Annotated in this window: 27 protein-coding genes and 1 pseudogene; 4 read left to right on the top strand and 24 right to left on the bottom strand. The window is 42.5% G+C overall.

Features of this window, described 5'->3' with window-relative positions:
- The 15 genes and pseudogenes from rplX to DX060_RS06490 form a co-directional block, all read right to left on the bottom strand.
- A complete protein-coding gene (rplX, locus tag DX060_RS06560; RefSeq protein ID WP_115012331.1) occupies positions 1 to 228 on the bottom strand; it encodes a 50S ribosomal protein L24 in 228 nt (75 codons plus the stop codon).
- A 2-nt stretch (positions 229 to 230) separates the two neighbouring features.
- Complete coding sequence (gene rplN / locus DX060_RS06555; RefSeq protein WP_023930279.1) at positions 231 to 599, bottom strand: 50S ribosomal protein L14; 369 nt, start codon at positions 597 to 599, stop codon at positions 231 to 233.
- Between the two features lies 1 nt (position 600).
- Complete coding sequence (gene rpsQ / locus DX060_RS06550; RefSeq protein WP_115011706.1) at positions 601 to 861, bottom strand: 30S ribosomal protein S17; 261 nt, start codon at positions 859 to 861, stop codon at positions 601 to 603.
- On the bottom strand, positions 858 to 1052 hold the full coding sequence (rpmC, locus tag DX060_RS06545; RefSeq protein ID WP_181814222.1) for a 50S ribosomal protein L29: 195 nt from the start codon (positions 1050 to 1052) through the stop codon (positions 858 to 860). The genes rpsQ and rpmC overlap by 4 nt, the downstream gene beginning before the upstream one ends.
- Positions 1039 to 1464 (bottom strand): 50S ribosomal protein L16, encoded by a 426-nt coding sequence (rplP, locus tag DX060_RS06540; RefSeq protein WP_115011704.1) that lies wholly within the window; start codon positions 1462 to 1464, stop codon positions 1039 to 1041. Before rplP ends, rpmC begins: the two co-directional genes overlap by 14 nt.
- A 2-nt stretch (positions 1465 to 1466) precedes the next feature.
- Entirely contained in the window at positions 1467 to 2180 is a 714-nt protein-coding gene (rpsC, locus tag DX060_RS06535; RefSeq protein ID WP_115011703.1) for a 30S ribosomal protein S3, read from the bottom strand.
- Positions 2181 to 2362: 182 nt separating this feature from the next.
- Positions 2363 to 2683, bottom strand: a pseudogene (rplV, locus tag DX060_RS12345) (50S ribosomal protein L22); the annotation flags it as partial.
- Positions 2684 to 2692: 9 nt separating this feature from the next.
- Entirely contained in the window at positions 2693 to 2974 is a 282-nt protein-coding gene (gene rpsS, locus DX060_RS06525) for a 30S ribosomal protein S19 (RefSeq protein ID WP_115011701.1), read from the bottom strand.
- A gap of 9 nt (positions 2975 to 2983) precedes the next feature.
- Positions 2984 to 3811: a 50S ribosomal protein L2 gene (gene rplB / locus DX060_RS06520; protein WP_115011700.1), complete on the bottom strand. Its 828-nt coding sequence runs from the start codon at positions 3809 to 3811 to the stop codon at positions 2984 to 2986.
- Between the two features lie 11 nt (positions 3812 to 3822).
- Positions 3823 to 4104 carry a 50S ribosomal protein L23 gene (locus DX060_RS06515; RefSeq protein WP_115011699.1) on the bottom strand — a complete coding sequence of 94 codons (282 nt, stop codon included), beginning with the start codon at positions 4102 to 4104 and terminating at the stop codon, positions 3823 to 3825.
- The gene (gene rplD / locus DX060_RS06510) at positions 4105 to 4734 is read right to left on the bottom strand and encodes a 50S ribosomal protein L4 (RefSeq protein WP_115011698.1); all 630 of its coding nucleotides are present in this window, start codon (positions 4732 to 4734) and stop codon (positions 4105 to 4107) included. It lies immediately after the preceding gene.
- 10 nt (positions 4735 to 4744) lie between these two features.
- Positions 4745 to 5323 (bottom strand): 50S ribosomal protein L3, encoded by a 579-nt coding sequence (gene rplC / locus DX060_RS06505; protein WP_115011697.1) that lies wholly within the window; start codon positions 5321 to 5323, stop codon positions 4745 to 4747.
- Positions 5324 to 5359: 36 nt separating this feature from the next.
- Complete coding sequence (rpsJ, locus tag DX060_RS06500) at positions 5360 to 5671, bottom strand: 30S ribosomal protein S10 (RefSeq protein ID WP_115011696.1); 312 nt, start codon at positions 5669 to 5671, stop codon at positions 5360 to 5362.
- Positions 5672 to 5969: 298 nt separating this feature from the next.
- The gene (locus tag DX060_RS06495) at positions 5970 to 7991 is read right to left on the bottom strand and encodes an ATP-dependent helicase (RefSeq protein ID WP_115011695.1); all 2022 of its coding nucleotides are present in this window, start codon (positions 7989 to 7991) and stop codon (positions 5970 to 5972) included.
- Positions 7991 to 11824 carry a YhdP family protein gene (locus tag DX060_RS06490; protein ID WP_181814221.1) on the bottom strand — a complete coding sequence of 1278 codons (3834 nt, stop codon included), beginning with the start codon at positions 11822 to 11824 and terminating at the stop codon, positions 7991 to 7993. The genes DX060_RS06495 and DX060_RS06490 overlap by 1 nt, the downstream gene beginning before the upstream one ends.
- Here DX060_RS06490 and mltG point away from each other — a divergent pair.
- The 4 genes from mltG to DX060_RS06470 all read left to right on the top strand — a co-directional run bounded on the left by mltG (position 11790) and on the right by DX060_RS06470 (position 14775).
- Entirely contained in the window at positions 11790 to 12761 is a 972-nt protein-coding gene (gene mltG, locus DX060_RS06485; RefSeq protein ID WP_115011693.1) for an endolytic transglycosylase MltG, read from the top strand. The two genes, DX060_RS06490 and mltG, sit on opposite strands and share 35 nt — an antisense overlap.
- 46 nt (positions 12762 to 12807) lie before the next feature.
- A complete protein-coding gene (locus DX060_RS06480) occupies positions 12808 to 13752 on the top strand; it encodes an alpha/beta fold hydrolase (RefSeq protein WP_115011692.1) in 945 nt (314 codons plus the stop codon).
- Positions 13752 to 14156 carry a hypothetical protein gene (locus DX060_RS06475; RefSeq protein ID WP_115011691.1) on the top strand — a complete coding sequence of 135 codons (405 nt, stop codon included), beginning with the start codon at positions 13752 to 13754 and terminating at the stop codon, positions 14154 to 14156. The genes DX060_RS06480 and DX060_RS06475 overlap by 1 nt, the downstream gene beginning before the upstream one ends.
- Before the next feature lie 244 nt (positions 14157 to 14400).
- Complete coding sequence (locus DX060_RS06470) at positions 14401 to 14775, top strand: hypothetical protein (RefSeq protein ID WP_115011690.1); 375 nt, start codon at positions 14401 to 14403, stop codon at positions 14773 to 14775.
- A gap of 568 nt (positions 14776 to 15343) precedes the next feature.
- On the opposite strand, the gene DX060_RS11360 is transcribed toward DX060_RS06470, so the two are convergent.
- The 9 genes from DX060_RS11360 to DX060_RS06425 all read right to left on the bottom strand — a co-directional run bounded on the left by DX060_RS11360 (position 15344) and on the right by DX060_RS06425 (position 26247).
- Entirely contained in the window at positions 15344 to 15490 is a 147-nt protein-coding gene (locus DX060_RS11360; RefSeq protein ID WP_181814169.1) for a hypothetical protein, read from the bottom strand.
- Positions 15491 to 15846: 356 nt separating this feature from the next.
- Complete coding sequence (locus tag DX060_RS06465; RefSeq protein WP_147278787.1) at positions 15847 to 19146, bottom strand: autotransporter outer membrane beta-barrel domain-containing protein; 3300 nt, start codon at positions 19144 to 19146, stop codon at positions 15847 to 15849.
- Positions 19147 to 19916: 770 nt separating this feature from the next.
- Positions 19917 to 20120: a type II toxin-antitoxin system HicA family toxin gene (locus DX060_RS06455; RefSeq protein ID WP_104743081.1), complete on the bottom strand. Its 204-nt coding sequence runs from the start codon at positions 20118 to 20120 to the stop codon at positions 19917 to 19919.
- Positions 20113 to 20331: a type II toxin-antitoxin system HicB family antitoxin gene (locus DX060_RS06450; RefSeq protein WP_115011687.1), complete on the bottom strand. Its 219-nt coding sequence runs from the start codon at positions 20329 to 20331 to the stop codon at positions 20113 to 20115. The genes DX060_RS06455 and DX060_RS06450 overlap by 8 nt, the downstream gene beginning before the upstream one ends.
- Positions 20332 to 20998: 667 nt before the next feature.
- Complete coding sequence (locus DX060_RS06445; protein WP_115011686.1) at positions 20999 to 22717, bottom strand: MBL fold metallo-hydrolase; 1719 nt, start codon at positions 22715 to 22717, stop codon at positions 20999 to 21001.
- Complete coding sequence (locus tag DX060_RS06440; protein ID WP_115011685.1) at positions 22718 to 23866, bottom strand: alpha-D-ribose 1-methylphosphonate 5-triphosphate diphosphatase; 1149 nt, start codon at positions 23864 to 23866, stop codon at positions 22718 to 22720.
- Positions 23863 to 24549 (bottom strand): phosphonate C-P lyase system protein PhnL, encoded by a 687-nt coding sequence (gene phnL, locus DX060_RS06435; protein WP_115011684.1) that lies wholly within the window; start codon positions 24547 to 24549, stop codon positions 23863 to 23865. The genes DX060_RS06440 and phnL overlap by 4 nt, the downstream gene beginning before the upstream one ends.
- A gap of 10 nt (positions 24550 to 24559) precedes the next feature.
- Complete coding sequence (locus DX060_RS06430; protein WP_115011683.1) at positions 24560 to 25420, bottom strand: ATP-binding cassette domain-containing protein; 861 nt, start codon at positions 25418 to 25420, stop codon at positions 24560 to 24562.
- Entirely contained in the window at positions 25417 to 26247 is an 831-nt protein-coding gene (locus DX060_RS06425; protein WP_115011682.1) for an alpha-D-ribose 1-methylphosphonate 5-phosphate C-P-lyase PhnJ, read from the bottom strand. The genes DX060_RS06430 and DX060_RS06425 overlap by 4 nt, the downstream gene beginning before the upstream one ends.
- Positions 26248 to 26265 lie beyond the last annotated feature (18 nt).

Here is a 26265-nt window from a genome sequence, read left to right as displayed (position 1 = left end):
CTACTCCCCATCTTTCTTGACATTAGAAATATGTATAGATTTTTCTTTAGTTACAAAACCACCTTTGGGGTTATCATCAGTAGGTTTAATAGCCTTTTTCACAAGAGCACAACCTTCGACAACAACTAGCGACTTCTTGGGGAATACAGCAAGCACTTTTCCCACTTTTCCCTTATCATCTCCAGCGATAATCTTAACCATATCGCCCTTTTTTATCTTACACTTTATCACTACAACACCTCCGGAGCTAACGATACAATCTTCATAAAATTTGCATATCGCACTTCTCTACTTACTGGACCAAAAATTCTTGTCCCAATAGGTTCCTTTTTTGCATCAAGAATCACTGCTGCATTATCATCAAATCGCACAAGCGAGCCATTAGCTCTGTGGATTTCTTTTTTTGTCCTAACTACAACAGCTTTAACGACCTGCGCTTTCTTCACCTTTCCATTAGGGATCGCCTTTTTTACAGATGCAACAATCACATCACCAACACTGGCATAACGCTTATGACTACCGCCAAGCACCTTGATGCACATAATTTCTTTTGCACCACTATTGTCCGCTACATTTAAGCGTGTAAAACTCTGTATCATACTACACTCCTACCGATACGATCTCTTTGAGATTAAAAGACTTAGTTTTAGAAATAGGCTTACACTCTATAGCTACAATCTCATCGCCAACTTTCACCTGATTTTTCTCATCGTGAATGGTGTATTTTTTAAAACGCTTAACAATCTTGCGATACTTTGGATGGACAACCTTGCGCTCCACCAAAACAACTGCGCTCTTGTCTCCTGCACGAGAAATAACCCTACCTTGTATCACTCTTTTATGTGACTGTGTTTGGCTCATTTACTATCCTTTTTTGCCGATATTGCCGTATTGACTCGAGCAATATCCTTTCTTACCATTGCAATCTGACTAGGATTAGTCAGCTGCCCCGTTTTAAGCTTTAAGCGCAACTCAAAAAGCTCAGACTTTTTCTCTTTGAGAATCTTATGAAGCTCTACCAAATCCTTATCTTTCAAATCAATAAATTTCATTTTCACTCTCGCTAGTTATGATTTTTGTTTTAAAAGGAAGTTTGCTCTGTGCCAATGCCAAAGCATCTCGCGCCATACTTTCTTCAACACCAATAATCTCATAGATAATTCTACCCGGCTGGATATTCATCACCCACTTCTCGACCGCACCCTTTCCTTTACCCATTCTCACCTCAAGAGGCTTTGCGGTTAAAGGCTTATCTGGAAAAACCCGTATCCAAACCTTTCCTGTTCTCTTGATATGTCTAGTAAGGGCAATACGAGCTGCTTCTATTTGACGAGAATCTATCCTGCCAAGCTCAAGAGCCTTGATACCTATATTTCCATAAGCCAAAGAAGATCCACGCATAGACTTACCGCGATTGCGACCTTTCATCTGCTTTCTATATTTTGTTCTTTTGGGCATTAGCATATTTATTGTCCCCCTCTTCTAGATTTTGACCGAGACCCTCGCGAATCCTCTTCGCCATCTTCATCGCGTCTATCAGGCTGAATACCTTTTTGTAGAATCTCACCCTTAAATATCCACACTTTAACTCCAATAATCCCATAGGTAGTAAAAGCTTCGGTGAATCCATAATCAATTTTAGCACGCAAAGTATGAAGCGGAACTCTGCCTTCCATATACCACTCTGTTCGAGCCATCTCTGCTCCAGCCAAACGACCGGATACTTTGATTTTCACACCCCTTGCACCAGATTTCATTGCCGCTTGCATAACTTTCTTCATAGCACGTCTAAATGCCACACGCTTTTCAAGCTGCATAGCTACATTTTCTGCTGCTAACTGGGCATTTGCCTGTGGTCTCTTGACTTCTTTAATATTGATTGATACATCTTTTTTAATGAGATGTTTCAGTGCCTCACGCTTATTTTCAATATCTGCACCCTTTTTCCCTATAATAAGACCAGGACGAGCAGCTACGACAGTTATACGAATCTTAGCCGCAGCTCTCTCAATAATAATTTCACTAATACCTGCATAATAAAGCTCTTTCTTTAGAAACTTTCTAATAATATGATCCTCAACAATATTGTCCGGAGCAGTTTGCGTATTAGGAAACCAACGAGATGTCCAATTTCTATTGATACCTAATCTAAGTCCTATTGGATTAACTTTCTGTCCCATGGTTATTTATCCTTCAGTTTCTGATTTTTCGCTTGAGATTTTGGCTTAGCAGCAGATGAAACAACCTTTTTGCTACTGTTGTTGTCGGCTGGCTTACCTTCTACCTTCTTACCTTTTTTATCTCCCACACTAGCATTAGCGACCGTTTTTTTGCTAGGCTTTTTTGTCTGCAGAGCATTAATCTCACTCTGAGACAAAACTTCCACGAGAATATGTGAAGTGGGTTTGCGTATAGGTGTCGCACGACCCCTAGCCCTAGGCATAAACCTTCTCAATACAGGACCAGCATCAACACGACAAGAATGCACAACAACACCCTTCGCATCATAGCCACCATTTGCAATAGCCGAAGCAATCACTTTGGCAATCAACTTGGCTGCCTTGTTGGGGGTAAATTCTAAGCTTGCCAATGCAATCTCAGCATTCATACCCTGCACCTCCCTTGCCACCAAACGAGCTTTAGTTGGAGACAATCTAACAAAACGCAATAATGCTCTACTCATACTACACTCCTACTTGCCAATCTTTTTTTGAACACTGCCTTTGTGTCCCTTAAAAGTTCGCGTAGGAGCAAACTCACCTAACTTGTAACCAACATGATTTTCTGTTACATATACGGGGACAAACGCCTTACCATTATGAACATTAAAAGTCAAACCTATCATATCCGGCAAAATAGTGCTTCTGCGAGACCAAGTTTTGATAGGTTTGTTGTCTTTGGTCTCTCGAGATTTCGCTACTTTCTTTGCCAAATGCCCATCAATAAAAGGACCTTTCTTAATTGATCTTGCCATCGTTATTCCTTACTTTTTCTTTCTTGAGATAATCAACTTATCACTCGCCTTTTTGCGACGAGTCTTATATCCTTTAGCTGGTGTTCCCCAAGGAGAAACAGGATGCCCACTAGAGCCTGTTTTACCCTCACCACCACCATGTGGGTGATCTACTGGGTTCATAGCACTACCACGCGTTTGCGGACGCACACCTAGATGGCGATTTCTACCAGCCTTACCTATAGATATGTTAATAAAATCTTCATTACCAACAACACCTATAGTCGCCATACATTCATCAAGTACATAACGCATCTCTCCACTTGGCAAGCGCAAGATCACATATTTACCCTCTCTCCCCATAATCTGTGCGCTTGATCCAGCACTTCTAGCAAGTTGCCCACCTGCTCCCGGATGCATCTCTATGTTATGCACAATTGTCCCAATGGGGATATTTTTTAGCTTCATTGCATATCCGGTTTTAATGTCAAGTCCAGATTCTGCAGAGATTACTACATCTCCAACTTGCAAGCCACTAGGCTGAAGTATATAACGCTTATCACCATCGGGATAAACTACCAAAGCAATGCGACAATTCCTATATGGATCATACTCAATTGCTGCAACACGCCCCTGGATACCAAATTTATTACGCTTAAAATCAATCACGCGATACAATTTCTTTGCGCCACCTTCTTTATGCCGACTAGTAATCCTACCATTATTATTTCTTCCAGCAGACACGGGAAGTTTTATCAATAGCTTTCTCACACTGGGCTTTGCCGTAATGTCATTAGAGCTAAGATTGCTCATAAACCTACGGCTTGGGGTATATGGTTTATATGTTTTAATTGCCATACTTTACTCCTCTATGCTGTGAGCGAATCAATCTTCGCACCATCTGGAATCTTCACATAAAACTTTTTATAAGAATTTCTCTGTCCAACTCGACCCTTAAAGCGCTTAATCTTGCCATTTTGACGCAAAGAATTAACGCTCACCGGGACAACGCCAAAATATTCCCTAAAGACCTCTTTGAGTTGATTCTTGGTAACACGCGTTGATGTCTGCACAACCAAAACCCCACTCTCTTGAAGAGACAAAGATTTTTCCGTATAAAGAATGGATTTAATATCTGTTATATCAGCCATTTACTTCCCCTTACTTCCAGATTCTAAAAATGCATCAAACACAGCTTTTTCAATCACTACTGCGTGAAAAACAGCTACAAGATAGGCATTCATCTCACTTGCTTCGATAAAATAACAATCTTGCAAATTACGATAAGCCAAAAATGTCTTCTCATCACGAATAGAGTGAGACACAAAAAGCACACTGCGCTCATTGAGAGTCTTAAACACAGCATAGGCATCTTTTGTCTTGCCGCTTTCAATACTTAGAGAATCCACAATATATAGCTTGCCACTCTGGGCTTTTTGCTTAATGGCATATTCAAGCGCAAGTCTTTTTTGCTTTTTATTGATCTTAAGATCATAGTTTCGGTTATTGCTTGGACCGTGAGCGACACCACCACCAACGAATACTGGAGAAGTAATACTACCAGCCCTTGCGCGTCCGCCGCCCTTTTGTGCCCAAGGCTTCTTGCCACCTCCACTCACTTCGCCGCGTCTTTTAGCCTTAGCATTGTTTGCGCGCAAAGAAGCTAAATATGACTTAATATACAAGTAGAGATTATGCTCCTTAATGCCCTTATAACTATCAGGCAAGGCAATCTCACTTGTCTTTTTAAATGATTTATCTAACACTACTGCACTACTCATTTCTCACCCTTCATTTAATGATAGTAATCTTGCCAAATGCACCATTATGCCCAGCAACAGAACCCTTTAGCACAACAATGCTATTTTCCTTGTCAAAAGAAAGCATCTGTGCTTGAACCGTTACCTTTTCATCGCCATAATGTCCTGCCATTTTTTTCCCGGGCTGAACGCGACCTGGCCACTCACGATTCCCAATTGACCCAAGTCTCCTGTGAAATCGACTACCGTGTGCAGCAGGACCACCTTGGAAATTCCATCGTTTCATAGCCCCGCTGAACCCACGCCCCTTTGTGTTAAAAGACACTTTCAAGCGTTGCGCACTCTCAAGAGAAGCCATATCAAGATCACCAACCTCTGTATTTGCCACCGCTAAAGTAGCGAACCGATTGTATTCCTTGCTAAGATTGTATTTCTTCTGCTGCCCCATAATACTTTTATTTTGCATTTTGCCTTTGGAGTAAGCCACTATCGCCTGTCCATTGTCCTTTATCTCGCATACCTTGGTTTGCAAAACCTTGAGAAGCGTAACAGGCGTGCTGACACTGCCGATAGTCCTACTCATACCTATCTTTTGCACTAAAAATTCCATCTCAAATCCTTGCGTATATATCAATTCTCTCTTAAGCTACTTGCTCATAGAAGTTACTTCTACATCGACCTCTGGAGCCAAGTCAAGCTTCATTAGCCCTTCAACAGTATCCGGCGTGGCAGACATAATATCAATGATTCTAGTATGCACGCGGATCTCAAACTGCTCTCGAGAATCTTTATTTACATGTGGAGATCGCAACACCGTGTATTTCCTACTCCTAGTAGGCAATGGGATAGGACCACATATTTCAGAACCTGTGCGTTTCACAGCCTCGACAATAGAAGCAACAGATCTATCAAGAACCCGATGATCATAAGCCTTTAGCTTCAATCGAATTTTTTCCATAGATTTTCCTTAAGTCATTGAAAGATTTATCAAACTCTAAAACAAAGATTCTCTGGCTATCTTCTTTACTAAAAACCCATAAAGAACCCACTGCCATAAATGCAATGTATGAAATTTGAAACCGAGATTATAGATAAAAAACACAAAAATAGTCAAGCATTTTGCCTATTTTTAGGCAAAAAAAGAAAAAAATATTTCCTTATAAAAAGGATATATTCCCAGACCTGTCCAATCCAGCTTATTGCTTCCTTAAGATAAATAATCTTGACAGGGGCAAAGCCTTTGCAACCACAATAGCTTAAGCTTGTTGCTGCAAAAGCTTTGCTTCATACAAAAAAAGTGATGGCTCATAGCTAATGTTTTTTATCTCATCTTTTTTGGCATAAGAGAGATAGAGGATTTCTTTAGCTCGCGTGATTGCTACATAAAACAACCTGCGCTCCTCTTCGATACTACCACCCTTAGCGATAAGTTTGAGATTAGGAAAACGCCCTTGCATTAAATCAATGATAAAAACCATACCAAATTCTAGTCCCTTGCTCGCGTGGATTGTTAGGAGATTGACACCGCTTCCTTGTGTATTTTCACCGCTACTAAGCACCATAGCATTCAAAAATCGCCCTAGATTCTCGTAGTTTTTCGCAATATCTTGCAGCAAAATAATTTTACGCATAATGGCATCTTTTGCCTGTGTTTTGCGCTCTATATCAACACTGCCATCTTTATTTTTTGCACGCCTTGCACAAAGCAGCTCGACAATATATTGATACAGCTGACTTGAAGCAAGCATAGAAATCAAATCTTTAGGCTTAGTGGCATAGTCATATCGCTCCACCGCCGCATAAAAATCGCTCAAAAATCTCGCACCATCAAAACTTAGCTTTGGGTGTGATAAAATCGGGTGCCCTACAAAATTACCCTGCACGACATTATCAAACTTCTTCACATCTTGCAATGCAAAAAAGTCATCAAACAGCCCTAGCTGCGCGTTTTTAGCCCTCTTTTCAAATGCCCTAACACTAGAATCCGGTGCTAGCAACCCCCTTTTTGCATCGCCATTCCCCAAGCGCAATAGCCCCTCATATAGCTCCCTAGCGATAGAATCCCCAATCCCAGAGCCATAGCTCAAAATATGAATATATGCCATCATATCTTTTGGGTTATACAAAAGTGAGCAAAAATCAAGCATTAGAGCCACTTCTTTAGCATCAAAAAAGCTCACTCCACCCTTGCGCTTTGAAGGGATATTAAGCTCGCGTAGCAACGCCTCGCAGCCATCTGCTGAAGAGTTATTGCGAAAAATGATGGCAATATCATCAAGCGGATAATTAGCTGTAAGGATCTTTTGCGCCACGCCTTGATACTGCTCAAATAGCTCATTGTAAATAAGCAGCTTTGGCGCGATGGGCTCTTGCAGGTTGATTACCTCAAGCCCTTTGGGGTAAATGCGCTCGTTTTTTTCTATCACGCGATTAGCAAGATCAAGGATATAGCGCGTGGAGCGATAATTCTTGCTTAAAGTAAAAACCCTAGAATCCACATAAGTCTCTGTAAAGCTTGAAATAATAGAAATATCCGCGCCATTAAAGGCATAAATACTTTGGTCATAATCCCCCACGCAAAAGAGACTTTTAGGATTTAGCGCGTGGATTACATAATTTTGCAAGGGATTGGTATCTTGATACTCATCGCATAAAATCTCTTTATAAGGACACTCTATGCCGCGCATTTCTTTGGCATATTCCAAAAGCAAGTCATTATAGTCCATATAATTATGTGATTTTTTAAGCGCGTGATACTCTGCAAAAATCCCTTCATAAATATCAATATATGCACTATGATCACTCCCACGCGCCCCAAGCCACTCTTCAAAGCTCTCATTATTGCGCGAATTAAGATAGAGTGAATATAAATCAAACAAATACTCCCCAGAGTAAGGTGGCGTGCTTGTTTGATGCTGATAGACACGCGATTTTGCGATACTTTTAAATAGCACTTTTAATTCTTTAGGCTGCTTTAGAGATATGGCATATTTATCTTTCAAAAACCGATAACTCACAGCGTGAAATGTCCCACACTCTATCTGCTTTGCCACTTCACCAAAGCGACTTGCCACGCGTGCGATCATCTCTTGGGAAGCTTTGTTAGTAAAAGTTAGCAGTAGAATCTCACTTGCTTGCACGCCGCTCTCTAGCAAATGCGCGATCCGCCCCACAATGGTAGAAGTTTTCCCCGTGCCAGCAGAAGCGATGATGAGATTATGCCCCATAGGTGCAGTGGCTGCAGCATATTGCTCTGTGTTTAGATTCTGTAAGGGCATTAGCGATCGACACTTTTAATAATCTCATCAATCACCATATCCACAGGCGTAAAGGCGCGTTTAAGCACTTGCAATGGTGTCTTTAGCAAATCTTGTGCGAGAGAAATTTGTGTCTTAGGATCTTGGATAGTGCCTCGCACGCTTACTTGGGTAGTTACCTTGCCATCTTTGCCTAGCAGCAAATACCCTACAATAGGAATCTTGTTTAAAATCCCGCTAAGATTTTTTAGCGTGGAGATAGAGAGTCCCATATCCACTTCTTGACTCTCAAGCTCGATAAAGCCACCGCCTTGCATATCCATAGATTTGCCGATGAGATTTATGGATTCTAAGCCGACATACTGCGTATTAAGAGCTAGCTTGATGTTGCCTTGCTTCACTTCATAGCCCTTAGCACTAAGACCCGGGCTTCTAAACATCACAAGAGATGGGATTGTATCAATAAGCCCAATGACATTTTGCACGATCGCAAATCCCTTAAAGCTTGTGTTTTGCATATAAATATCACCATTAAAAATGTCATTTTTATAGATTCCACTAAGCTCAAACAACCCTCCATCAACGATATGCCGCCCAACAACACGATTTAAAAACTCTGCACCAAAATTCCCCGCTTTGATGATGGTATTGCCGTGGATAATGTCAATATTCGCAATGCCATTTTTATAAGTCGCATCAGCACTAATGCGATCATCGCGGATTTTGGCATTAAAGTCATCAAATGGGATCACAACATCTTTGAAAAATCCTGTGATATTCTGCGCTTGGATTGCGATGATCCTAGGTTTAATGCCATTTTGTCGCTCATATCTACGCTTAGCGCGTAAAAACTCACTCTCAAGTAAAATCTCTTCTTTTGTGAAAACCGCCTTTTTCTCACTAGAAGTGCTAAAGGCTTCTTGGATCGCTGGGATTTTGCTAGCGAGCAAGCCATCAATACTCACATCAATATCCTTAAAATTTGCAATGATTGTATTGTCATACAAATCAAGCCCGATTAGCCCATCATCGCTAAGGACTTGTAGCTTATTATTTGCATAGCTACCATTGAAAGTAAATGTATGCAATGGCGTCTTATCTTTAGAGAGCAAAAATGTAGGAAAATCAGCAATACGCACTTGGAAAGATAAATCTTGCGCACTTTTTAGATCCACTACCGCACTCCCTGATGAAAGCCCAAGATATTGCATAAGCGGAGAAAAAGGCGCGAACTTGCCAAAATCCACCACATTAGCACGGATACCATCGCTAGATAGCTGCACATACACATCAAGAGCTGGGACACTCACTTTGACAGGATCGCTTGAGAAGTCAATCTCCACATCAATTTGCGGAAGTGTTTGCTGCGTGGCTTTGAAAATATCATAGGTGAATTTCTGCTCATCTTGGTGCTTGATTAGGGCAATGATTTTTTCGCGCATTTCTTGCTCACTCATAGGCTTTGTGAAGTCAAGCTCTATGCCGTTTCTACTATGTATTCTAGCGTGGTTAGTTGGCTTGGCGTGATCGGGGGCTTGCGGATCTTGGTCTTGCGGATTGGCACTAGGTGATTGCGCGGGATCAAGAGCTTGGCTTGAGGCATTGGAGGTGGATTCTATCTCGGGGCTAGATTCTATCTCTTCTTGGGTAGATACATCGCTAGTAGATTCTACTTGGGCGGATTCTGGGTGATTTTCACCCTGCGCTTCTTGCTCTTGCTTAGATGTATTGGCACTCTTGCTATCACTTGGAGAGTCTTGCAAAATGGATTCTAGGCTCTCTAGCTCGCGCGGATTTGCTTCTTGGTCTTGTGCTTCTTCTATGGAGTGATCAGGCGCAGAAAAGTCTATAATCTCTTCTTTGGGGGCTAGGGAGACATCAGGCTTGCTAGGCTCTAGCACCTCTGCGGCTTGGTCTGTGGCAGAATCTGCAGTAGATGCTACTGCTTGATCTGTGGCAAGGGCAGGATCTATCGCTAAAGATCCCTTGCTAGAATCCGCATTTATAGATTCTATCTCTTGTGCGCTAGATTCTTTAGGGGCTGGGTCTTGCGAAGTTTTATGTGTATCTAGCTGGCTAGAATCCTTAGCAGAATCTTGGCTAGAATCTTGGGTGGATTCTAGCGATGGCTTCATATCGCCATTAGCAACGGAAGCAAAATGCGCCATATAAGCAAGCATTTCTTTAGGCGTAAATGGCTTGATAGAATCTCGTTGCCACACATTGCTACTTTGCACGCTTGGCACATTTAGCACATTTGGCACACTTGGCACATTTAGCGCATTTTTGGATTCTAAGCTAGAATCTAGGCTAAAGGCTCTGCCCACGCGCACAAGCTCCCGTGAGCTAGGATCTAGAGTAGAATCCAGCCGGACTTGCTTATGAGACTTGTGTGCAGAATCTTGCGAGTCGATAAGGCGTTGGTTGATTTCTGGATTGGTGCTAACCCGCAAGGAATGCACAAATAAATTTGTCTTAAGTCGCTTTAATGCTAGATCGATATGAGCTTTGACATCAATGTCAAAGAGATTTTCATAGCTAATATTTTGTGTCCATATATCAATGGCATTGCTCCCACTTTTTGGGTTTATATCAATGACGACTGAAGCATTCTTGCTGACAAAATCTAGCCCCCCAGAGCGCAGCACCACCTGCTGTGCGGATACTTTCCCCCCTAGCTCCACCTTAGCATCATCACCAAAGGGGATATGGATAGCAAGATTTGCCTGCATATCTGCACTAATGCGATCAATTGGCAGCTGCACCCCATAAAATGCAAGCAAATCCCGCAGTGCCTGCGTATAAAGCAGCTTCTTAGAAGTGGCAAAGATAGAAAGCGTAGGCACAGAATCCATAAGCGCAAACTCTAGCTTAGAGCCGCTTAGGTCGATGGATTCTAGCTTGGGGGCTATCATCTCAAGTGCTGCCTTGCCATTTTCTGCTTGGATTTTAGCGCGATTTGCGCTAAAGGGTGCTAGAGCTGGGTCAAGCGCATAAGTGGGCTTTGTGGCATAGAGTGTGAGCTTGGTGTTGTTTATGAGTGATTTTATAAACTGCTTTTCGTGCAGTGCCACATCAAAGCTCGCTTGCTCTAGCTCTATGGTATCAAACCTAAGCGCATTAAAAAGCCATATATCTAAAGCAGGTAGCAGATCCTTAGCACTCTGGGCGATGAGAGTCCTTATAGAGCGCAAATCGTTGATTTTTGATGTTTTTGCCTTTAGCACAAGGCGTTTAAAATCGCTTGTGCCTTGCAAAAAGAGCTTGCTTGTGGATTTACTAGCAGATATATGTGTGTCATCATTGCCAGAGTCAATCAGCAAAGGCGCGAGAGAAACACCAAAGCTAAATTGCCCGCTTGCCCCAGAGTAGATGATCCGCCCAGCTACCTCGACATCTGGCTCAAACACTTGTAGCTTGCGGATATTAAGCTCGATTGTATTGCCTTGGTTTTGGACATTAAACACCGCTTGTAGCTTGGGGAAAGATAGCGCGTAATGCTCCCCATCATAAAACACGCTAGCGACATACTCATCACTTAAGACAATCTTCTCTATCCGCAGATTTTCAAAATACGCCAACCCCCATAGCGCGTATTTGACATAATCACTTATCTCTTTCAGCGTAGGTTGCAAAGATGGCTTTGCGTTTTTCTCAGGCTTTTTGCTCATCACCTTTGCTAAATCCAATTCCTGAACTTCTAAGGAGAATTTATTATTGAGTTTTAGATACAATCCGCGTATTTGTATATCAGCAAAGCGCAGCTTATCGATTGCAATCCCATCAGATAGAATCTTAAAACCACCAACAAGGGTAAATATGGTAACAAACAAAATGATAAATATACTCAGCATTCTTTTAGACGGCGTTTTTCTCATTATCTTAGCGATCTTTTTTTATTTGGGGTTACCTATTACTAGCATTACTAGCACACCTATTACTAGCGCGGTAGTTGTCGTGCCACAAGGTTCAATAAGCGCGATTATAACACAGCTAGGCAAAAATGGCTGGGATATTACGCAATTTGATAGGCATATTTTGCGCTTACTTGGCACACCTCAAAGTGGCGTGATTGACATAAGCTATGCTGTGCATAATGGCGTGATCACAAAGGGGGATTTTCTCTACGCACTCACCTCTGCCAAAGCCGCCCAAGAGAGCGTTACGCTAATCCCCGGAGAGACACTGCACTTTTTCATCATAGATATTGGCGTGCAGCTTGACCTAAATGAAGACAAACTCCTAGAATCCTACTTGCGCTATGCGCCTTATGAAGAGGGCGTGATCTTGCCAAATACTTACAAAATCCACGCCAACGCCACAGAAGATAGCCTTATGCGCTCACTTATCCAGCAATCCCTAGCGATCCACGAGGACCTAGCGCGCAAATATTTGGGAAGATATGAGCAAGATGAGTGGTTTAGGCATATCGCTATGGCTTCAATCATTCAAAAAGAAGCCGCCAATACGCAAGAAATGCCCATAATCGCCGCTGTGATTTACAACCGCTTAAAGCTCAATATGCCCTTACAAATGGATGGCTCACTCAACTATGGCAAATACTCCCATAGCAAAGTAACGCCAGAGCGCATACGCAACGACAGCTCGCCTTTCAACACCTACCGCAACAAAGGTATCCCGCCAATCCCGGTAGGCAGTGCTAGCATTGAGGCGATTAAGGCGGTGTTTGAGCCAGCGCAGGTGGATTATCTCTACTTCGTGCGCAACAAAAACGGCACGCACTCTTTCAGCAAAACTTTCAAAGAGCATAGAGAGAATTTTGATAAATAACGACCAAGGTTATTGCTACAATTACTTCAACACTTAAGGAGCAGCTATGCAATCAACAATCACAACACACAAAAACCTCCGCTTTGCCTCAGATTTTGGGCAAGTGGCGTATGATCTCTATGAGCCTGCAAAAGTGGATTCTAGCCCTATAATTATCCAAATCGCCCACGGAATGATCGAGCATAAAGACCGCTATGAGTGGGTAGCTAGCACACTTGCGCAAAAGGGCTATATCGTAGCAGTAAGCGACCATAGAGGGCACGGAGAGAGCCTAAATAGCGACAATGGCATTACACTTGGCTCAATGGGTGAAGATGGATTCTGCCGCGCGAGCTATGATCTCTACAAGCTCTCTTGCTTGCTTAAAGAGCGGTATGCAAATGCGCGCATTGTGCTGCTAGGGCACTCTATGGGGTCGCTACTCTCTAGGCGATATGTCTCGCTCTATAGTGAAGAGCTAAGCGGACTTATCCTTAGTGGCTCACCAGCATTTGATGAGGATCTCAAATACGGCATAGCTCTCGCGAAACTTTTGCGATTTTTTGGGGCAAAAACCTTTGGGCAAAAATTCTTCACCAAGGCTCTTTTTGGCGGATTTAATAAGCGGTTTAAAAAGGATTCTAGCGATGGCTTAGGCTGGCTCTGCTCTAGTGAAGAAGTAAGGCAGGCATATAGAGATGATCCTAAATGCCAATTCCACTTTGATATAGAAAGCTTTTTACACCTCTTTATGGGTATGCAAGAAGTCTATGGCAGCTATCCTAATCCCAAAAATCCGCATTTGCCTATTTTGTTTATCAGCGGGAGCGATGATGCAAGCGGGCATTTTGGCATAGGGGTGAAAAAGGCGCGCACACACCTAAAATCCCAAGGCTTTGACGATGTGGATATTTTGCTCTATGGGGGTGCTAGGCACGAGGTGCTAAATGAGCCGATAAAAGAGCAGGTTATAGCAGATATATTGCTATGGCTAGAGTCTAAAGGGCTATGATGAAGCGCACTTGTGGGCTGCTTTTTGGGCTTTGCTCATTGCTCCAATCACTCTATGCAGGCGCGATTTGTGAGTATAAAATCCAGCAAGCCCAAGATGGGCTTAATGCCTATGAGCAAAAAGCCAGCAAAGATCCAGCCAAGCTACAAGAAGCACGCGATGATCTAGCTCGCTTGCTAGAGCATTGCGATGATACAGAGGTCCTAGCAGAAGTTGCAGAGTATATCACCTATACCAAATCCCAGCTCACTAGTGCTAATATCGCCCTAGCACAAGCAAAAGAATCTAGCGATAAAAGCGCGATCCACCAAGCCACCTTAGCGCAAAAAATCGCCCACAGACAATATATCGCCGCCCGCCAAGAAGAGCTGCGGCTCAAAGATTTACTAAAGCCTAAGCCCTAGATCCATATCCGCACAATTACACGCCTTAAAATCTATTTGCTTCTAGCCCTATCTTAGAATCCACTTTTGCGTATAACGCCCTTCTCTTGCCATATTGAGCCTTTAGGCGAAATATCTCTGTCATCGCGAGCCTTGCGCTACGCTGCCCCTCTGTCATCGCGAGCAAGCGCGGTAGCGATTGCGTGGCGATCCATAATTTTGCGCTAGCAGAAAGTCATTACTAGAATCCACTTTTTGTGTATCGTTGGCATTGTTTTCAAAAGTGGATTCTAGTGTGAAAGCTCTCTCTACGATTCAGTCTCCCTTAACGCAAAAAGCTTACTCTGTTTTATCCGCAAAAAGAAAAAGGTTTATCCCCACCCCGCTCCCCTTAACCCAAAAAGAAAAAGGCGACCGCTTTATCTTTTTGCAATCAAGGGGAGAGCCTCGCACTTCCGCTTCTAGCACTCGCGCGGAGGCGGGACACTACTGCCCGCCGGACTTCCGCGCTCGCGCACCACGAAGCGGGCGAGAATCGGTTGCGCCTTGCGGCGCGATTGAAAAGATGGATTCTGCTAGCGCAGAATCTGTGGATTGCCGCGCGGACAAGTCCGCTCGCAATGACAGAAAAAGCGTTTAGTGTAAAAAGTGGATTCTAGGAGTGAAGCCCAAATTCTGTCATTGCGAGATTTGCGTGGCAAATCGTGGCAATCCACTTTTCAAAACGAGGATTCTAGGGAAATGTTAAAAATGTAAGGGGAAAAATTAAAAAAGTGGATTCTAGGATTTTGGTTTTGTTTTTTATGGATTGCCGCGCGGTGCAAGCACCGCAATGACAGAAAAAGCGTTTAGTGTAAAAAGTGGATTCTAGGAGTAAAGTTAGTTTGAGAGCAACACGATTCTAAGAACTCTAAAGAAGCTACGCTTTGCGGTGGGGCTGTGGGAGCTTTGCGATTTTTGGGGAAGGTTAGAAAAAAGTTTAAATGATAAAAAAGTCTAAATTCTAAAAAAGCTAGCAAAGGATTCTAGGATTTTGGTTTTGTTTTTAATGGATTGCCGCGCCACTGCTAGCGCAGTGTCTCGCAATGACAGAAAATAGGCGTAAGGTGTAAAAAGTGGATTCTAGCAAGCAAGCTTTTATTGTCATCGCGAGCAAGCGCGGTAGTGATTGCGTGGCGATCCATAATTTTGCGCTAGCAAAATAACCTTTACCAGAATCCACTTTTCAAAAAGTGGATTCTAGGGTTAAATGCCAAAAACACAAAAGTGGATTCTAGGGAAATGTTAAAAATGTAAGGGGAAAAATTAAAAAAGTGGATTCTAGGAGTAAGTAAGAATTGTAAAAAAGCTAGCAAAGGATTCTAGGATTTTGTTTATTTTTTCTTATGGATTACTAAAGAAGCTACGCTTTGCCGCGCGGTGCAAGCACCGCTCGCAATGACGATAAAAAAGCTGGAAATTAAAAAGCTTGAAAAACTAAGAGAGTCGCGGCGGTAGGATTACAAAAAGTGGATTCTAGGGTTAAATGCCAAAGGTGTAAAAAATGGATTCTAGGATTGAAGTTAGTTTGAGAGTAAAACGATTCTAAGAATTGCGGTGTTGCTAGTGGGGCTTTTTAAGGATTTTAGGGTGGAGCTAGACTAGAGGTCTGCGGTTCCCCTAAAATCCTTAAAATCGCCACTATGGATACCCAAAGCTGAATCGCTATGGGTTAAAAGAAATAATGCCAGCGCATAGAGGCGTTATGCGTAATCCCCAGCAATCCCCCTACTGCCACATAGCCAGCAGAGAAGTTCCCTAGCTTGTCTGTGTGGTAATTTATCACAAAGGTGCCTTGGTAGAAAAATGGAGCTACATGCACTGCTGCTGCTCTACCTGTCTTTTCATCAATGGTATAAGCCTTGCCATTAAGTGTTGGCATAATGTTTATATCTGTATTCATTAGATACCTAAAGCCACCACCTAGTGTAGTAGAGAGCCTTTTGCCATACTCTTGGTAGTAGTTGAGATTTGCTTGGGCATAAGTAACAGCATAGCCTTGGCTTAGTCCTCCATAGCGTAGCTCACCAGAGCGGTTTGTCCTCATCTCAAACTCTCCTAGATAGCCACCCTCTACACCTACACCAACTGAAGGGAAGAGGATAGACTTAGCCCCATACATATACACAGATGAGCCTAGTCTAAAAGATGAGCCAAAGTTGATATTCCCTACATTAGCACTAAATCGCATACCATTCATATCTTGTCCTACAGATATATCGCTATAGCCGCCATTGATGTCAGCTAGGTAGTAGAATCCTGCTAGCTTCGTCTTAGCAAAGATATGGGAGAATCTAAGCCCTAGGAAGCCTGTGTGTCCTTGGGCATCGATATGGGCTTGCTTATAGCCATTGTAGATATACTCATACCCACCATAGAAGCCGATATTCCCACTTGTTTGTCCAAGAGCTAGATCCCAAGTCGAGCCAAAGAGTGTGCCCACACTCCAAGAGCTTGTTTGTGCGCCATTGGTTGCTTTATGTGAGCCTGTCCCACCATAGGCACGGATAAAGAAATCCCCTTGGACTTTATGCTTAGCTAGTAGCTCTGCACTTATCTCTCCAAGCTTTGGCTCTTGTGGCATTTCTGGTTTGCTAGCTAGGATTTTAGGCTTAGTAGGAGCTTTTGGCTGTATAGGAGCTTTTAGCTTATTGCTTTGGGCATCAGCTAGGGCTATAAGCTTTTGATACTCTCTCTCATAGCTTTTTTTATCTTGCTCGTATTGTTTGAAGTCTTTTAGATAGTCTTTGCGCTCTTGCTCGTATTTGCTCATAGCCTTTCTATAGTCTTTATGATTTGGCTTGAGATTTGGGCGCACAGGGGCTTTTGGCTCTATGGGAGCTTTGAGATTGGCATTAAACTTATTAGTTTTAGCAAGCACTTCTAGGTTTTTTCTCTTTTCTTCATAGCTCTTTTTCTCTAGCTCATAGCGTTTTAGGGCTGTTTGGTAGGCTCTTTGGTTTGACTCATAGGCTGCCATTACTCGCTTATAGTCTTTATGATTTGGCTTTAGATTTGGTCTTATAGGAGCTTTAGGAGCTATGGGGGCTTTAAGGTTGTTTGCTCTAGCTATGGTCTCTAGCTTGCTATTTTCCTCATTATAGATTCTAAGCTCTTGCTCATAGTTGCTCATAGCTTTTTCATATGCTTTTTGTGCTTTGGTGAAATCTGCCATAGCCTTTTTGTAGTGCTTATCGCTTGGCTTTAGATTTGGGCGCACAGGGGCTTTTGGCTCTATGGGGGCTTTTAGCTTTTTGGCTTTAGCGATGGTTTCTAGGTTTTTGCGATTATCTTCATAGGCTTTTTTGTCTTTGTTGTATTGCTCTAGGGCTTTTTGGTAGGCTTTGTCTTCTTGCTCGTATTTAGCGATCAAAGCTTTGTTTTCTTTGGTGCTAGCGAGTTTATCCCATTTGGCTAAGTCTAGCTTGTATTTGGCTAGGTCTTTTTGATACTGGGCTCTTGCATCTCCTAGGGTGGCTGCTTCTATGCGCTGCTTGGTTCTGCGCTCTTTGTTTTTCAAGCTTCTTCTGTTTTGTTCTGCGAGATAGGTGTCTATAAGCATTTTTCGTCGCATAGATTGGCGCACGACTACGCTTGTCATACTTGCAGCCACAGAAGCTTCTACCTCAAAGATAGGGGTGCCATCGGGATTAAACTTCACCCCTATACCTTGGAGCTCTGGGCTTGATTCAAAGGTGGGCTTGCTAGCTCCATCTACATAGCTATGGCTACCAGATGTTACATAGTCTGTAAGATTCTTGCTAATGCTTTTTGCAGGGTCAAAGTTGCCATCAAGGTAGGTTACTTGGATTTTATTGACGGCAAATTCTTTGTTGGTTCCTTGAGTGCTTGTATCGTTATTTATCGTTACTCTCTCTATAGCTTGGTTGCCTTTGAGTCCTACGCTTAGGGTATCAACGGTGAGTTTAGCGTCTTTAGTGATGTTGATATTAGAGAGTGTATGAGGCTCTACATTACCTGCTGTCCCTTGTCCTACACCATTTAGGGTGTTGATGGTGGCACTGCCTTTTGTTACGCTTAGCTCTTTGATGATACCACTTGCTAAGCCACCGCCTGTGTTATACACAGCATTATTGGTTACGCTATCAGCGTCTTTGGTGAGCTCTAGTTTATCAATGGTGCCGTTGTTAGTGATGTGGTTGGTAGCAGCGGCTTGGGCAGCGTAGAAGTTTGTGCCACTTCTAGCTTGTTTTGTGGTGGTGTTGGTAGTGAGTGTGGTGATAGAGCCGTTGTTGGTAAAGGAACCACTCGCTAGAGTAAATTTAGCAACCTTACCGATGATAGTGTGATTGCCACCCTCTTGAGTGATGTTATCAAAGGCAGAATCTGTGCCATTGACAAATGTAGAGCCACTGCCACCAGCTTTTAGCACTACATTGCTAAGTGTGCCGCCATTGTGGGTGAATGTGCCGCCGGAGAGATTGAGATTGGTAATTGTGCCACCTTGCTGGATAGCACCACCACCACTTTGATTGAGTGTAGTTACACTGCCTTTAATTTGCTCAAACACACCATTGCCGCTTAAATCCACCTTTGCAATAGTGCCACCTGTGATTTGAGCATCACTATAGCCACTAGAGCCGCCATTATGCTTACCTTGATGGAATGTCCCATTAGTGATATTTAGGTTGGTAATCTCACCTGCAAGCTGATGTGCTTTGCCACCGCTAAGATTAAAGTCTTCTACCTTTATCTTGTTGAAAATTTGCGTGTCGCTATTTGCACCCGTTTGATTAAGCGTGGTGATATTGAGCTTATCGCTATTTTCATTATTGACTTTTAGGTGTAATAGTTTGGCTTGGTGATTTAGGGTGTCGATGGTGTTCTTACCCCCAGCTAGCTTGATCTCTAGCTTTGTATCGCCTTTTAGCGCAAGCTCTTTTATGGTGAGATTTTCGTTTCGGCGACATTGCTTGCAACTAGAATCGACAAAAAATGACAAAATCCACATAGGCGTATCCTGACTGCCCCTCTTACTTACATCTAACTCAAAATAGTCTATTGTGCTCTTTGCGTAAAAAAGGGGCTTCATCTGCACGGGTCGTCTTGTATAAGCGTAAGCAAACATTGCGTATTTGTAATTGTGTATTTGTTGATCGTTTTTGTTTCCATAGCGACTTAGCACGACACCACTCCTAATATTTGAAAAACTGCCTTCATTCTCTCTTGCACCAGTCCCATTATCTGCAAATGTTTTGCCACTATATCTGTCCCCATCGTTGCCCTGTATTATAAGGTCTTGAGCGTTATTCTTTGGTATGTCATTCGCACTAGCCACTGCGGAGCTAAGAGCAAGAAAGCATATTAAACTTAATCGTGTAGCCTTAGACTTAACTAGCTTTTGAGAATCTGTAGGATTTACAGCATTTAAAGAGAGATTATATACCCCCCCCCCCCCCCGCACGAGTATGGGCGTTATTATTTGAAGTTTTCATAAGTTCTCCTTGTGTAAGTGAAATGTAATAGTAGGAAGCTGGCATTGTTTATAAATTTTGCTTATTTTTTGCTTATTTTTTTGGCGTTTTTTTTTTTTTTGTAAAAATGTGAGATTTTGTGGAATCATTTGGGAGCGGGGATTTGAGATTTATCCTAGATTATACATATTCTTTACATTCTCTTTACAAATTAAGCTTTTTTGCGTTTATTATGGCTTTGATAAATGGAGATCTAAAATATCTCTAACAATACTTGCTATCAAAGAAAGAAAATCTAGCAGACTATCTACTCTCTAGCAGATTCTATAATGGCAAAAAGCTCTTTAATGATTTTTGGATGTAAAGTTTTACCTGTGTGGTGGGGTAGGACTATCCTGTGGGAATTTTTTATGTAGATTCTGTGGCTACCCTTTTGTCTTGCGATAATAAAGCCTTCTTGAAGCAAAAGTTTTTCAGCCTCTTTTGCTGTAAGTTTTGGTAGCTCAGGCATTGGCTAGTTCTATGGGAATAATGGCTGTATCTTTAGCCTGTATATGTCTAATCTCATCTAGCTGCAAACTCTCCATATACAATGCTGCCGCTTCTTTGATATTGCTAATGGCTTCTTCATAGCTATCCGCTTGAGTTACACAGCCACTAAGCTCAGGCACAAAAGCAAAATAACCATTCTCATCTTTTTGGATAATGGCATTTAGAATCATACAAACTCCTTATGGCGAAACTGAAGCGGATTCTAGCAGAAGTTTTATTATCCAAGTCAAAAACTTAGGGATAAGGCATAAGACAAAGCTAAGTTTGGATTCTAAATGTAGGATTTTAAAATGTGATAGAATTGCGATTAGAGGTTGCCTAAGAGAGTGCGACCTCTCTTGGCGTAACCTACTTTGAATAAAGAAGGTTACGATGAGTAAGATTGTTTGCAAAATCTTAGTCGCTATGATATTATTATTTTCATAGTCGTTCGCTTAAAAGCTCACTTAAGACCGCTCACGCGGGAGTAAATCCCGCTTCGCTCCTAAAGGATTGAGTTATGACTACCTGCGGTATTCATCAACTCGTTTTCTAAGGTTGTCAAGTGCTACTAGGATAATCCATAGCTCACCTTATTGAAACCTTTGGTCGTTAAGGGGGTGGGCTAGTCTTACTCTACTCTCTTACTTAACGCGTGCTTCACTCTTGTTTGATTTATTCAAAATCGCTTGTTTTCTAAAGAAACCTGCTTCGGCTTCGCCTTGCACCGCTGCGCTTGTTTTCTAAAGAAACTGCGCTGCGCTTGTTTTGGATTGCCACGCTTTGTCTTGCGCCAAAGCTCGCAATGACCAGAAAAGGGCGTTATTCGAAAAAGTGGATTCTAGGGCTATGCTTCATCTACAACACATACGGAAATGGCAAAGGTATATCCCGCAAAGATTCTAAGATTGTATGAGAGATGTGGATAAGTCGCGCTTGTTTGGGGGCTAGGGCTTTGATAATTTCAGCGGCTTCATAGTGGCTTAGGTGGTTGCTGCTATCTTTTTTGCCATTGCTATCCACAAACGCCCCTGCATCAATGTAGCAAATATCAATGCTCTTTTGCTGTAAAAACTCTAAACTCTCTTGCGGCAGCCCCGCACAATCAGTAAGATAGGCGATATTCTCGCTTGGAGTTTGGATAAAGTAGCCAAAAGTGGGCTTTGAGTGCAGAAGTGGGATAGGCGTGAAAGTGTAGCTATCAATTGCTATGGGTGTAAATGGGCGTAGGACTTGGTAGGTGATAGATTTTGTATGCTTAAATAAATCCCCAAAGCCCTGCCTATCATCTGGGTGGTAGCACGCGATATGCTGCTTACTATAGCGCAAACGCAATAGCCCCAAGGCGTGGTCAGCGTGAAAATGCGTGAGAAAAATAGCACGGATTTTTGCACCATCAAAAAGCGTGGCAGTGGCTTCAATCCCACAATCAAGCAAAATATACTCGCTAGATTCTGTTTGCAAAAACGCGCTTGTGGAGAGATTTTGCCTGCCTTGTTTTCTATACTCTTCACACGCGCCGCAGTTGCAGTTATGGACAGGTATACCGCCGCTGTCGCTGGAGCCTAGGAAGTGTAAAATCTTAGAGGGGTTATTTATATTTGGCGTTGGCTTTTCTGTCATTGGCAGCACCGCTTGCACCGCGTGGCAATCCATAGATTCTGTGGCAGCAAAAATGGCGGTGTTGTGAAAAATCCTAGAATCCACTTTTTGTAATTCTGCGTTTTTATCAAACACGATTTCAGCCCGTTCATTTTGCGATTTATCAAAAGTGGATTCTAGGGCGGTGGTAGATTTTTGTATGGATTGCCACGCCGACAAGTCGGCTCGCAATGACGATAAAAAAGCTTCATCACTAGAATCCACTTTTTTATTTGCGGTGGATTTTTCACACTCGGCTTGAATTTCTTCTTCAAGGATTCTAGGAATTGCGGTGGGGTTTTCAATGTCGGCGGTTTTTTCACTTGCAGTGGTTTTATTTTCAGCTTGTTCTGTAAAGCCGCTGCGGGATTCTAGCCCGTAAGCCGAATCCCCCACGCCAGAATCCACAATGCGTTCAACAAGACAAATAAACTCTTCCGCACTCTCTTCTATCGGCTTTACATTTTCAAAGCGATAAAGATTCTTCGCATAAGTCTTTTTGCCTGCATTTTCTAGTCTTTTTGCAATTTGGGCTTTGTCTTCTCGCCCTCTTTGCTCTAAGCGGTGTTGCAAAATATGCAGCGGCACAAAGACTTCTATCACGCTGACATTGTCGCAATAGGCTTCAAAGTCCTTTATAGCGGAGCGAGAGATAGAGATGATGTTAATGCCATCTTTGTGTAAGCAATGCTTGGCAATGCCGTAATTATGGCTATTTGCCCTCCATTTGCTGATGAAAAAGTCTTGTAAAATCTCAAAGCTCTGTGTGTCAATGTAGAAATTTGCTTCGTTTTGGTCTGGGATTCTATCAATATAGCGGGGGATAAAATGCACCTTTGGCTTCTTTTCACTACATTGCGTGAAATACGCTTTTGCAGCCTTTAGTAAGCTATCTTTACCCGCTCCACTTGCCCCCACAATAAGAATGCAGTGCATTTAGGCTATCTTGCTTAATTGTGCTAGGCTGCTATACACACTTCTGCCATTTTTGATACATACGCACACTTCAGGGATATAGCTATCATCAATGACTAAAATATCTGCTTTAAAGCCCTCTTTTAGCTCGCCTCTATCGTGTAGCCCCACGCTTCTTGCTGGTGTTGTAGTAACCATAGCAAAGGCTTGTGTTAATGGGATATGTGGATTATTTTTCGCAATCTCAAAGACTGCTAAAAGCATAGAGTTGGGGTGATAATCTGAGCAAAGATAGCTACAAGCCCCCTCTTTAATCAAATCTTGCGCACTCACATTGCCGCTTTGGCTGCCGCCACGCACGACATTTGGTGCACCCATACCTGTGATACTGCCCTTACTTAACGCATATTGTGCGACTTCTAGGCTTAAAGGAAATTCTGAGATATGAATGCCTAGACTAAGCAAGGTATCAAGCTTTTGTTTGCAGTCATCATCGTGGCTTAACAGGGCGATGTTTTTTGCCTTTGCTCTTTGTAGTAGCTTTTTTAATGCTTCCCAATCTTTTGCCTGCCCCCTTTTATCAAGTAGCTCTTGCACACTTTGCTCACTCCAGCCGTGGTGTTTGCGATAGTAGTTTGCTAGAGATTCTATGCTTTTAAACTGCCCTTGCCCCGGCGTGTGATCCATAATAGATAAAATATGCACGAGATTATTATCAAGGCAGTAGTAAAGCTCTTCTAAAGATTCTAGGGAGCTAATCTCAAATCGTGCGTGGATACAATTATCTACTAAAAAGAGATTGTTTGCCTGCATAGAGCTAAGAGTTTCAATCTGCTCTCTTGCTAATTTTGCGTTTCTATGCTTGTTTGGATTCTCTTCAAAGCCTATGGCGTGATACATTGTTGTAATCCCTGCCATTGCGAGTTTTCTATCTAAATTTCTACAAGCAAATTCTAGTGGAAAATGCGCGTTTGGACGCGGCTCGATCTCTTTTTCTAACGCATCAGAATGCAAATCCACAATGCCAGGTGTAACTAGCAAATCGCCCATATCAAGAGCCTTGCTATCACTGCCATATTCTGTGATATTTGCGATAATGCCATTTTCTATATGCAAACTTGCGGGGATAAACTCACCATTTATTAAAACTCTTTTACTCTGCAAAATCATTGTGCTACTCCCATAGTATAAATTGTGTCGCTTATAGCTTCCATACTCTCTTTATCGTGGAAAATACCTATCATACTAATGCCCTCTTGCTTTAATATGCGAAGTTTCTCTAAAACTTTTTGGCGATTGTCCTTATCAAGTGAAGCGGTAGGCTCATCAAGTAAAAGCAGCTTTTTAGGGGCGATAATGCCCTTTGCGATATTGACCCTTTGCTGCTCTCCACCGCTAAAAGTAAGTGGAGATAAATCAAACAGCGACTCTTTAATCCCAAAAAAACTCAGCATTTCTTTTGCTCTATCTTTTGCCTTTGTCTCACTCTCACCTTGTAAAATAAGCGGATTTGCCACGATATTTACCGCAGAAACCCTAGGCAGCACTTGCAAAAACTGCGATACATAGCCGATGTGAGATTCTCTTAAAGATAGAATCTCACTATCGCTAGAATCTGTGATAGAGGCGATAAATGTGCCATTATCATAGAGATTTATGCTCCCACTACTTGGCAAATATGAGCGATATAGCACCTTTAAGATAGATGATTTTCCACTCCCACTCTTACCTGCGATAGATAAAAACTGCCCCTTTTGTAGCGTGAAGCTGACATTATGAAAGCCGCTTACTTCAATGCCACCGCGTGTGTGGGCGATGAAATGTTTGCTTAGATTCTTTACTTCTAAAACCATCTTTACTCCCTTACAAAATGCTTGAGACTAAAAGCTGTGTATAGGCGTGCTGCGGGTCTTGCAAGATTTGATCGCTTAAGCCCTGCTCTACAATCTGCCCATTTTTCATCACAATACATAAATCTGTCAAATGTTTAATCACGCCTAAATCGTGGCTTACCACAATCATCGCAAAGCCGATGTGCTTTTGCAGGGCTTTGATTAAATCAAGGATTTTAGCCTGCACGGATAGATCAAGCCCCGTTGTTGGCTCATCAAGCAATAGAATCTTTGGGTGTGCAGCTAGGGCTTTGGCGATTTGGATTCGCTGCTGCTGTCCGCCGCTAAAGGCATCTGGGTAGTCATCAATGCGTTCTTTGGGGATTTCAGTCTGCTCTAGGAAAGATAATGCCCCACTTCGTATATCCTCATAATTTTTACAACCACTCATAATGATTTTTTCAGCGATATTGCCCCCGGCACTAAAGTAGTAGTTCAGCCCTAGTCGCGGGTTTTGATAAATCATAGATAAAATCTTATTTCGCAATAAAGAGAGTTCGCTTAAGTTGGATTCTAAGATATTTTTACTGCCATTGTAAAAATCTTGTAAAAATATCTCGCCACTACTTGCCTTGACATCTTGATAGAGTAGCTGCAAAAGTGTGCTTTTGCCACTGCCACTCTCGCCTACAATGCCTAGCACTTCACCATTTTTAAGACTAAGATTGACATTATTTACCCCCACGACACTGCCACACATAGAGCAAATTGATGAATGAAAATTTGCTCCACTTAAATCTAGGCAATGTCCGCACTCTCCCTTAGCCCCGCTAAAAATCTTGCTAAGATTTTTGATATTTACGACATTTTCCACACTTGCGACATTTTTCATAATGCCCCCTTTTGCTCTAAAGTCTTATCACAATAGGAAGTATCACTGCAAAAATACTGCTTCTTGCCTTGTGCGTCTAAAATCACATCAAGGAATACATCTCCCCTGCCACATCTCCCACACACATTCCCACCAAAACTCTCCACTCTAAATTCTCTATCTTCAAACTTCAGCGGCTCTACTTGTGTATAAGGCGGGATCGCATAGATCTTTTTCTCTCTCCCTGCGCCAAAAAGCTGCAATGCCTTGGCATTATGGAGCTTTGGCGTGTCATAGCGTGGGATAGGGCTAGGGTCCATCGCATAGCGATTATTCACAATCACAGGATAGCGGTTTGAGATCCTGCTATCACCAAGCACAGCGGTATCTTCATAGAGTAGCACCCATAGCTTTGCATAATCGGCGTGTGCGTGCATTTGCTTTGCTTTAGCAGTATCGGATTCTACGATTTCTAGCACATCAGGTGTAGGCACTTGAAAGATGAGAATCTGCCCTTCTTCTAGGCTTTCTTCTGGGATTCTATGACGGGTTTGTATGAGTGTAGCCTTTTTGGTATCAGTAGTCGTGCTTATATCAGTGGTCGCACAGATGAAGTTTTTGAGATTGATAGCATTCACGCTCTCATCACTGCCTTGGTCGATAACTTTTAGCGTGTCGCTTTCGTTGATTAAAGAGAGTGTAAGCTGCAGCCCACCTGTCCCCCAGCCCTTTGCCATAGGCATTTCCCTTGAGGCAAAAGAGACTAAATAGCCCGGAATGGCAATAGCCTTTAAAATACTTCTGCGGATTTCCTTTTTTGCTTCTTCATCTAAAAACGCATATTGCATAGTGTGTCCTTTTGTGCT

The organism is Helicobacter canis (assembly GCF_900451095.1).
Taxonomy (GTDB): Bacteria; Campylobacterota; Campylobacteria; order Campylobacterales; family Helicobacteraceae; genus Helicobacter_B; species Helicobacter_B zhangjianzhongii.
Note: the sequence above shows the minus strand (reverse complement) of the source record. Positions and strands in the feature narration are given on the sequence as shown.

Coding starts and splice junctions, on each gene's coding strand:
- DX060_RS06440 (WP_115011685.1), bottom strand. CDS start 23,866: ATGATTTTGCAGAGTAAAAGAGTTTTAATAAATGGTGAGTTTATCCCC.
- phnL (WP_115011684.1), bottom strand. CDS start 24,549: ATGGTTTTAGAAGTAAAGAATCTAAGCAAACATTTCATCGCCCACACA.
- rplP (WP_115011704.1), bottom strand. CDS start 1,464: ATGCTAATGCCCAAAAGAACAAAATATAGAAAGCAGATGAAAGGTCGC.
- DX060_RS06495 (WP_115011695.1), bottom strand. CDS start 7,991: ATGCCCTTACAGAATCTAAACACAGAGCAATATGCTGCAGCCACTGCA.
- DX060_RS06465 (WP_147278787.1), bottom strand. CDS start 19,146: ATGTGGATTTTGTCATTTTTTGTCGATTCTAGTTGCAAGCAATGTCGC.
- rplB (WP_115011700.1), bottom strand. CDS start 3,811: ATGGCAATTAAAACATATAAACCATATACCCCAAGCCGTAGGTTTATG.
- rpsQ (WP_115011706.1), bottom strand. CDS start 861: ATGAGCCAAACACAGTCACATAAAAGAGTGATACAAGGTAGGGTTATT.
- DX060_RS06475 (WP_115011691.1), top strand. CDS start 13,752: ATGAAGCGCACTTGTGGGCTGCTTTTTGGGCTTTGCTCATTGCTCCAA.
- rplC (WP_115011697.1), bottom strand. CDS start 5,323: ATGGAATTTTTAGTGCAAAAGATAGGTATGAGTAGGACTATCGGCAGT.
- DX060_RS06515 (WP_115011699.1), bottom strand. CDS start 4,104: ATGGCTGATATAACAGATATTAAATCCATTCTTTATACGGAAAAATCT.
- DX060_RS06445 (WP_115011686.1), bottom strand. CDS start 22,717: ATGCACTGCATTCTTATTGTGGGGGCAAGTGGAGCGGGTAAAGATAGC.
- rpsS (WP_115011701.1), bottom strand. CDS start 2,974: ATGGCAAGATCAATTAAGAAAGGTCCTTTTATTGATGGGCATTTGGCA.
- DX060_RS06490 (WP_181814221.1), bottom strand. CDS start 11,824: ATGCTGAGTATATTTATCATTTTGTTTGTTACCATATTTACCCTTGTT.
- rpsJ (WP_115011696.1), bottom strand. CDS start 5,671: ATGGAAAAAATTCGATTGAAGCTAAAGGCTTATGATCATCGGGTTCTT.
- rpsC (WP_115011703.1), bottom strand. CDS start 2,180: ATGGGACAGAAAGTTAATCCAATAGGACTTAGATTAGGTATCAATAGA.
- DX060_RS06425 (WP_115011682.1), bottom strand. CDS start 26,247: ATGCAATATGCGTTTTTAGATGAAGAAGCAAAAAAGGAAATCCGCAGA.
- rplD (WP_115011698.1), bottom strand. CDS start 4,734: ATGAGTAGTGCAGTAGTGTTAGATAAATCATTTAAAAAGACAAGTGAG.
- rplN (WP_023930279.1), bottom strand. CDS start 599: ATGATACAGAGTTTTACACGCTTAAATGTAGCGGACAATAGTGGTGCA.
- DX060_RS06450 (WP_115011687.1), bottom strand. CDS start 20,331: ATGATTCTAAATGCCATTATCCAAAAAGATGAGAATGGTTATTTTGCT.
- DX060_RS06430 (WP_115011683.1), bottom strand. CDS start 25,420: ATGAAAAATGTCGCAAGTGTGGAAAATGTCGTAAATATCAAAAATCTT.
- DX060_RS06480 (WP_115011692.1), top strand. CDS start 12,808: ATGCAATCAACAATCACAACACACAAAAACCTCCGCTTTGCCTCAGAT.
- rpmC (WP_181814222.1), bottom strand. CDS start 1,052: ATGAAATTTATTGATTTGAAAGATAAGGATTTGGTAGAGCTTCATAAG.
- DX060_RS06455 (WP_104743081.1), bottom strand. CDS start 20,120: ATGCCTGAGCTACCAAAACTTACAGCAAAAGAGGCTGAAAAACTTTTG.
- mltG (WP_115011693.1), top strand. CDS start 11,790: ATGGTAACAAACAAAATGATAAATATACTCAGCATTCTTTTAGACGGC.